Source organism: Terrihalobacillus insolitus (assembly GCF_028416575.1).
Taxonomy (GTDB): domain Bacteria; phylum Bacillota; class Bacilli; order Bacillales; family Amphibacillaceae; genus Terrihalobacillus; species Terrihalobacillus insolitus.
The window spans coordinates 673,182-681,275 of sequence record NZ_JAMQKB010000001.1; the positions used below are offsets into that span (position 1 = coordinate 673,182).

Genomic DNA, 8,094 nt, shown 5'->3' on the forward strand with positions numbered 1-8,094 from the left:
TTACTTCCTCTTAAAACTTAGTTTTTTTCGTAGATTCCAATATGTATAAGCTAACCTTACAATAGCGGAATTTTTTAATTTATCGTATTTCTCTTTATATACTTTATATACTTTGTTTTCTTTTTCTAATTCCTTGATCCTATTTTGTTTATCATGAAGGGTTTGAATCAACTTTTTTTCATTTTCGAAACTACTTAACAGCTGCTCACGATAATATTTCAATTCAACAAGGAGTTTCTCTTCATTTTTAGCTTGAGATGATAACTCTACTAAAATTTTGTATTGAATAGATTCAATGGATTGTAACGAACCTTCCGTTTGCTTAGCCTCACTTTTTGTATGCGTCATTATTATTGACCTTCTCCTTCTCAAAAAATACTTCCAGACATTTCACTAATTAAATGATACCATATTCCTAGTCGAAGCGACATTTAATATCGTCAAAATTCATCATTTAACTACCTTTTATACATTCTAACCAGACAATAAGACCATTATCCTAAACGACCATAAATATAAAACAAAAAAACACATTAATTGCTTCATTCAAAGCAATTAATGTGTTTACTATTACTTATAAACCGGAATATTAAAGGCTGGTGTAATCCATTCAATTTTCTGATAGGTATTATATATATTATTAACTTGTTTATATGCCCAACCGATATCAGTTGCATATTGGTGATCAGGACTTCCTTTCACCATTTGTTCAGGATCCCATCGCATTTTATATAACGTGTTCTGACCTGATTGTATATAACCCTTTCCAATAAATCCTGCTCCTCCTATAATTGCTGCGTCTACACTAAACCATTCTTCGTCATAGGCTCTCTGCGTACCACATTTAATAGCACAATTATCATTTGCACCAATACCATACATATTGTAAACCTTAGTACCATTCTTTTCTATACCCTTTGCAAGTTGAGAAGTACCTTTTGCAGTTTCTAAAAGAGCATGTGAAATTAAATAGATAGGATTGACCCCAAATTCGATTCCCGCATCCATAAACACCTTTTCTTTTCCGTCTAAAACTCCCTGCCCAGATAATAAAGTTCTAAGGGCGGCTTCTAGAGTTACATTATCGGTGTAAGATAAGTCTAGAAATTGAAATCGTTGTTTTTCGTCATTTACAAAATTGGCTGGATTCATATAATAGCTAACATCAGATGATGTAGGATTTCTCCATGAACCATAATCAACACGATGCCAGTTTGAACCTTCGTCTAGAACAGTAAGAAATTCCCCTGTTTTTTCTGTACCATAGACATTGCTATTTAAGCTCATCTTTGAAAACACATTGGTAGTTTTAACTGCTTTAGCAACTCTACTACCTGTTTTCTTTGCTAAAGAGCTATGAACATATAATACTTTTGAATCGTTTTCGATACCGATTTTGAACCAATTTGTGCTTCCAGAGAATTCATCTCCTTGAACGGAATCATCCAGAATCACAATTTGTTTACCGTATCCCACTGTAGCATATATATTCGATTTACTATTTAAATCTGTAGAAGTTCTAAGGTTTACATCACTGGTATTTATATAACCACCATCGTAAACCTCAACTGTTGAACTACTTACATAAGCAGGTTCATTTCTATACTTATCCGTTTGTGGGGTGGATTTCATTTGAATATTAATAGCTTCATCCAAAGTTAGGTCATAATCCGTTTCGGTAATACCGTATCTGTCCGCACTATTTTTACTAATATATCCAATACGGCCACCGTAAATTACTCCCCACCAGTTACCATAATCAAATGCAATAGGGTAAATGGTACCCTCTTCTAATTCACCAAAAGGAATAAGTTTCCCTGAACTATTGTCAAAGATCTCTGCATTTTTATTTGCTACAACTTTAATTTTGTCAGAATTTTCGTAAGCACCGTTCAAATTTCGAATGCTTGACTTAACTCCATATTCTGTATCTGACTTATTCACATATCCATAATATTCTCCAAATTGTATTCTCCACCAATTACCATAGTTGCTTACAATTGGATATGTTTGTCCCTTACGTAATTCCCCAACCTGATTTAAACTTCCTCCACGATTATCATATACAGGTAATCCGTCTTTAACAACTCTAAAGTACTTATCTCCAGGGAGAAAACTTTGTCGTACATCTTCCTTTTGTACATAACCTTCTCTTCCTGCAATCACAACTCGCCACCAGTTACCATAGTCCGCAACTTTAGGATAAGCTTTCCCTTGCTTAAGTGTTGCAAATTGAACTAGTTTACCAGAAGAATTGTCATAAACCGGAACATCATTGATTGGTATTATTGAACGCTCTTGTGTATTGAAGTTAGATCGAACGTTTTCTAAGCTACTTCCATTTGCACTTTCTGTATCATTTGCATAGACATAGCCTGAAATATTCCCATATTGGATTTTTTGCCAGTTCGATCCGTAACTACTAATTCGCGGGTAAACTTGTCCTTTTGTTAGTTGAGCAACTTCAACAAGTTTTCCACTACGATTATCATAGATTGGAAGATTTTCTCTTAATACCCGGAAATACTTATCTCCAGGTACAAAATTATTTCTAACCGTATCTTTACTAACATATCCCACTCGATCGCTAAAAATAACACGCCACCAATTGCCGTAATCACTTGCAATTGGATATGCTCTTCCTGCTTTTAATTGTCCAAACTGAACTAACTCTCCTGAACTATTATCATAAACAGGTACATTATAATTTGGAGTAAACGTACGAGCCTGGTTGGAATAACCTGTATTTTCATTGCGCAAGTTATTACCCGATGCAATTTTTGTGTTATCTGCATTCACATACCCATAAATATTTCCAAATTGGATTTTTTGCCAGCTCGGGCCGTAGGAACTGATACGTGGATAAACTTGACCTTTTGTTAATTCACCGACTTTAACCAAATCACCGGATCGATTGTCATAAACGGCTACATAGTCTGACGTAACTTGAAAATAGTCATCGGAAGGGCTAAAGTTAAGTTTAGCAGAATCTTTGTTCACATAACCTACACGGTCTGATAAAATGACTCTCCACCAGTTACCATAGTCACTTACAATTGGGTAGTTCTCACCCTTTTCAATCACACCAAAATCTACTAAATCACCTGATGTGTTATCGTATACGACTGCATCCGCTAGTGCTTTGAATGTTTTCGATTGATTGCTGTAAGTTGTATTTTCATTTTTAAGTTGGCTACCATTTACAGGAGAAGTAGCTGGTGCATACACAAATCCTTCTATATTTCCATATTGGATTTTGTGCCAGTTCGGACCATAGGAACTAATTCTAGGATATACTTGGCCCTTTTTAAGTTGACCTACTTCTACATTACTTCCAGTACTATTATCATAGACTGCTAGGTTTTCTTCATTTACCTGGAAATATTTGGAAGTAGAAGTTTTCCATGGATTTGAAACAGCTTGTGTCTCAATTATAGCCTCTTTTTCATTTACTTCTGTTGTGTCTTCTTCTTTCTTAGGTGTGCTTACTTGCTCCTCCTCAGTTGGTACGGAGGATTCTTCCTCTTTTTTTGCATCATTAGGAATGTCTGTTTTTTGACTATCTTCAGAAGATGTATTATTATCATCACCAGATAGTTCAGCTGAATTTTCCTGCAAATAAAACGCGACATTACCAATATTAAAAACATTATTTCCTTGTGCATCCTGTACTACTGGATAAGTAGTAGTTTGCTGAAACGTTATTCGAGTTGCATCATCCGGCTGTTTTGCGTACAGGCCTTGATTCACATCGACGGTTACATCCATATTCTCGCCATCGTTATATTCTTGGTATTGAGGTGTTTCTTCCGTAACTTCTACATTTATTAGATTCTCTTTGTTTAGTTCAATCTTTTCTTTCCCAAATTGAACATAAACCTTTCCTGGCGTTTCCTGCTTTTCCACCCCATATAAGTAAGTATCTGGTTGGATAACTATATTACCGTCTACCGTTATCTCTTTACTAGTTTGATATAATACTGGTTTGCTATCTACTTGATTATCTGCAGTCTCTGCCATTACATACATTGGGGCTGGCAGAATGGAAAAAATCATCAATGCAACCATGAATAAACGAAAGCTTTTTTGTCGAATTCTAGTCATTAATAACTCCTTTCTTGTAGTAATGTTACGTATTTAAGTATATATTGTTTAACTTTGAAATTCAATCCCGATTTTTGTAAAAAAAAGCTACCATAAAGGCAGCTTTTTTTCATCTGAAATTCATTTAATTTGGTAGTGTAATAGAGTTTTGTTTTCCATTCACTTCATATTTTATTTCTTTAGTATTACCATTGTTAACAATTTGAATATCTTGAACCTTGTTTGCATACTTTGGACTATCGAGAGTAATTAATGTAACAAATTCTACGTCCTTACCAAATTTTTCAAATTCGACTTGATTTATTTCGTAAAGCTCATTTGTTTTCGTTGATGCATAACCTCTTACTGGGTTAACTTTATCACTCGGATTGTAGTATCCCTTATAATTAGTAAAATTTTGTATTTCAGTTAGCTGCTCTATTGATAAATTTATATTATCACTATTCGCATAAAGGATATTTTTATTTGAATTATCTTTATTTATGCTAAACGAAGCACCCAAATTGAAATTTTGTTTATAAGAATGAGTAGAATCCGAATTTAATTGGTCAAAAATCACTAGAGCATTAGGTCTTATATACAATACTTCTCTAGAATATTGAACACCGTCTATTAAGTTATGCTCCCCTTTAATCCATGAATAAGTATCTTTCAGTCTGTAATCGGTTATGAAAGACCCGTAATCTTTGTCCTCAATTTTGTAACTAACATCATCTACTGTAATAGTATTATGGCTTTTGCTAGATACAAAGTAATCTCTCCATATATTGTCTGTGTACATATACTTACCAGCATCGACAAATATATCTTCTCCTAATGAACTAAGAACAAATGAGAGGTCATCAGCATGTTTATGCACATATGAATGATACCCTGCTTGAAAAACGAAATGCGTCATATCTTCATATGAACTACCACTCTTCCATTCATCCCTAAAAATCGCGATTCCTGCGTCTGTGTATACTTTATCTTTTACAGTAGGTTTCGTTCCCGCTGCACCTTTTGAAACGACATACTGCAAATTTTCATTACCATAAGAGTCATTTATCCTAGTTTGCGTAGTATCGCCTATATATGGTAGTAACAAGTTAGGTTTTGTTATATAAACTAAATAATCCTTCATATCATCAAGTTTTTGAACAGTATTTTTGCTTAGGGAGTAGTCAGTTGAACTTATCATATCCTGAATACCACCATATAATCGTATAACATAATTATGGTAGAAAGGTGAATGTTCCAGATGAACGCCACTATCACTGACAAATGCATTAATTTGCTTCTCTAAACGATTAAATGCAATATTCAACCAATAATTACTTTCTTTAACATTGGATAAAGTAAGAGCGGTTTGAATGATTGATCTATCTTGCATGACTCCATGGTTATGCGGAAAACGATAGGTTTCATCAGATAATTGAAAATTAACATGTTCCTTTATTGACTTTAATAATAGGTTCATAAATTCAATATCCTGATTTTCACTATCCTTTAATAGTTCGATCATATAGGTCATAACAAGCAACCGATTACTTACAGGATGATCCGCCCATGCCCAATTACTTGAAGAGTCATTATTTGGGTTATTGATTATCCAATCTCTAGTTAATTCTTTGGCTTTATTTAAATACTTATTTTCACCTGATTCCTCGTATGCATTTAATAAATAGCTGACGGTCCTTAGTGAATGAAAGTATAACTGCCATGAATCATCCTGATAAGGATCCATTTTCCAGTCCAATGTGTCATATTTAACTGGTTCCCACAAACTCATAACATAAATATTATTATCAAGTATTAAGTCGCCAACTTCAATTGCTTTTTGTCCTGTTAGATTAGTTGGTTTCATATAGTCTTGATATTTCTTCCCAAGTAACAAGTTCACTTGATCCTTATTTAATCCTTCTTTAACATCTTCCATACTAACACCAGTTCTTACATTGTTTTTGTAAATATAAGCCTTTGTGTTTAGCATATTTAATTCGTACCAATTTCCATAATCACTAGCACTATCGATATATGTTCCTTTTTTGATTGTTCCATATTTCACTTTGTCGTTTCCTTGTTTTATATAAACTGTGGCATCCCTTGTGACTTCTATCAAAATATCACTATTTGGATAGGAGGTTAGTAAATCCTGATCAGGCTTATTAACCAACATGGTGTTTTCCTTTAAAACATAACCAGTCTGGTTACCGACATTTATTTCCTGCCAGTTTCCATAATCCCTAGAACGAGAATATATTTGACCCTTTTCTAAATATCCGATCATTTTCAGTTCGTCATTTTCCTTGAAATAAACTGGTGTATTGTCTGCAGTCACTTTAAAAAATTTACCAAATTGGTCGTAAGGTATTTTAAGCGCTCCCTTATACACGTATCCTTTTCTACCAGATACGTCAACTTCATACCATGAACCATAAGAACGGATACTGGTAATTTGAGTATTCTGCTTCAACGTTGCAAATTCTTTTCGTTGCTTTCCTGAATAGTCGTATACAGGAGCATCAACAGCCAACTCAAATACGTTCCCATTACTATCCTCTTGATATTGGTTGTTTATACTATCCCCATTAGATGGCATTGTACCGTCTTTCCATACATATCCTTTTTCATTTCCTAGGTTGATTTCATGCCAATTACCATAGTCTCTTTCTCGAATATATTCTTGGTTTTTAATTAAATAGCCAGCTTCTACTAGGGATCCGTTCACTTTCTTGTACACAGGTAAGTTGTTTTTATTGGGCTTAAAAAACTTGTCCGAATTTAAAAAAGAAGTTTTGACCGTTTCTTTATGTACGTATCCTATCCTATTGCTAAACAGAACACGCCACCAGTTCCCGTAATCACTCACAATGGGGAATGACACATTCTTTTTAATTCTTCCAAACTCAACCAGTTTACCTGAACTATTATCATAGACTGGTATTTCTTGTGAGGTTGAAAATACACGTTTTTGAGTACTGTAACTTTTGTTTTCATTTTTAACATCTCTACTAGATGCTACTTCTGTATCAGGTGCATAAACATAGCCATATATATTCCCGAATTGGATTTTGTGCCAGTTCGGGCCATAGGCACTTATTCGTGGGTAAACTTGTCCCTTTGTTAGTTCACCAACTTTAACTAACTCACCTGTACGATTATCGTAGACTGCTGTACCATTCTTAATAACTCGAAAATAATCATTAGATGCTGAGAAGTTTCGTTTTACCGAATTTTTATTGACATAACCTACACGATCAGAAAGTAGCACTCTCCACCAATTCCCATAATCACCGACAATTGGATAGCTATTCCCTTTATTAATGACACCAAAGGGTACTAAACGATCAGATGTGTTATCGTAAACGATTACATCTTCTAACGTCTTAAATGTTTTCGTTTGATTACTGTAGGATGTGTTTTCATTTTCAAGTTGGCTACCATCTACAGGTATTGTACCTAGGGCATACACGAAGCCTTCTATATTTCCGTATTGAATTTTATGCCAGCCCGAGCCATAAGAGCTAATTCTAGGATATACTTGACCTTTTGTTAATTGGCCTACCTCTACAAGACTACCAGTGCTATTATCATAGACTGCTAGATTTTCCTCATTTACCTGAAAATATTTGGAAGTAGAAGTTTTCCATGGATTTGAAACTGCTTGTGTCTCAACTATTGCCTCTTCTTCATTTACTCCTGCTGTGTTTTCTTCTTTCTTAGGTGTGCTTATTTGCTCCTCCTCAGTTGGTACGGAGGATTTTTCCTCTTTTGCATCATTAGGATTACTATCTACTTGATTATCTGTAGTTTCTGCCATTACATACGTCGGGGTTGGCAAAATGGAAAAAATCATCAATGCAACCATGAACAAACGAAAGCAGCTCTGAAGAGTAAATTTATCTTTAAAGTTGTTTAATATCGAAAAACCACTTATCCACATATGTTAAATTTTACCATTAGGTTTTTCTTTTATTTTTGTGTATAAGTGCCGAATTTCTATTATTT

Annotated in this window: 3 protein-coding genes; all 3 read right to left on the reverse strand. The window is 34.3% G+C overall.

Going from position 1 to position 8,094, the window contains the following annotated elements; genetic code table 11:
- Window positions 1-348, reverse strand: a complete 348-nt coding sequence (locus NC797_RS03165; protein WP_272435200.1) for a hypothetical protein — start codon at window positions 346-348, stop codon at window positions 1-3.
- A 222-nt stretch (window positions 349-570) separates the two neighbouring features.
- Complete coding sequence (locus NC797_RS03170) at window positions 571-4,104, reverse strand: N-acetylglucosaminidase (protein ID WP_272435201.1); 3,534 nt, start codon at window positions 4,102-4,104, stop codon at window positions 571-573.
- 124 nt (window positions 4,105-4,228) lie between these two features.
- On the reverse strand, window positions 4,229-7,942 hold the full coding sequence (locus NC797_RS03175; protein WP_272435202.1) for an alginate lyase family protein: 3,714 nt from the start codon (window positions 7,940-7,942) through the stop codon (window positions 4,229-4,231).
- Window positions 7,943-8,094 lie beyond the last annotated feature (152 nt).

Coding starts and splice junctions, on each gene's coding strand:
- NC797_RS03165 (WP_272435200.1), bottom strand. CDS start 348: ATGACGCATACAAAAAGTGAGGCTAAGCAAACGGAAGGTTCGTTACAA.
- NC797_RS03170 (WP_272435201.1), bottom strand. CDS start 4,104: ATGACTAGAATTCGACAAAAAAGCTTTCGTTTATTCATGGTTGCATTG.
- NC797_RS03175 (WP_272435202.1), bottom strand. CDS start 7,942: ATGATTTTTTCCATTTTGCCAACCCCGACGTATGTAATGGCAGAAACT.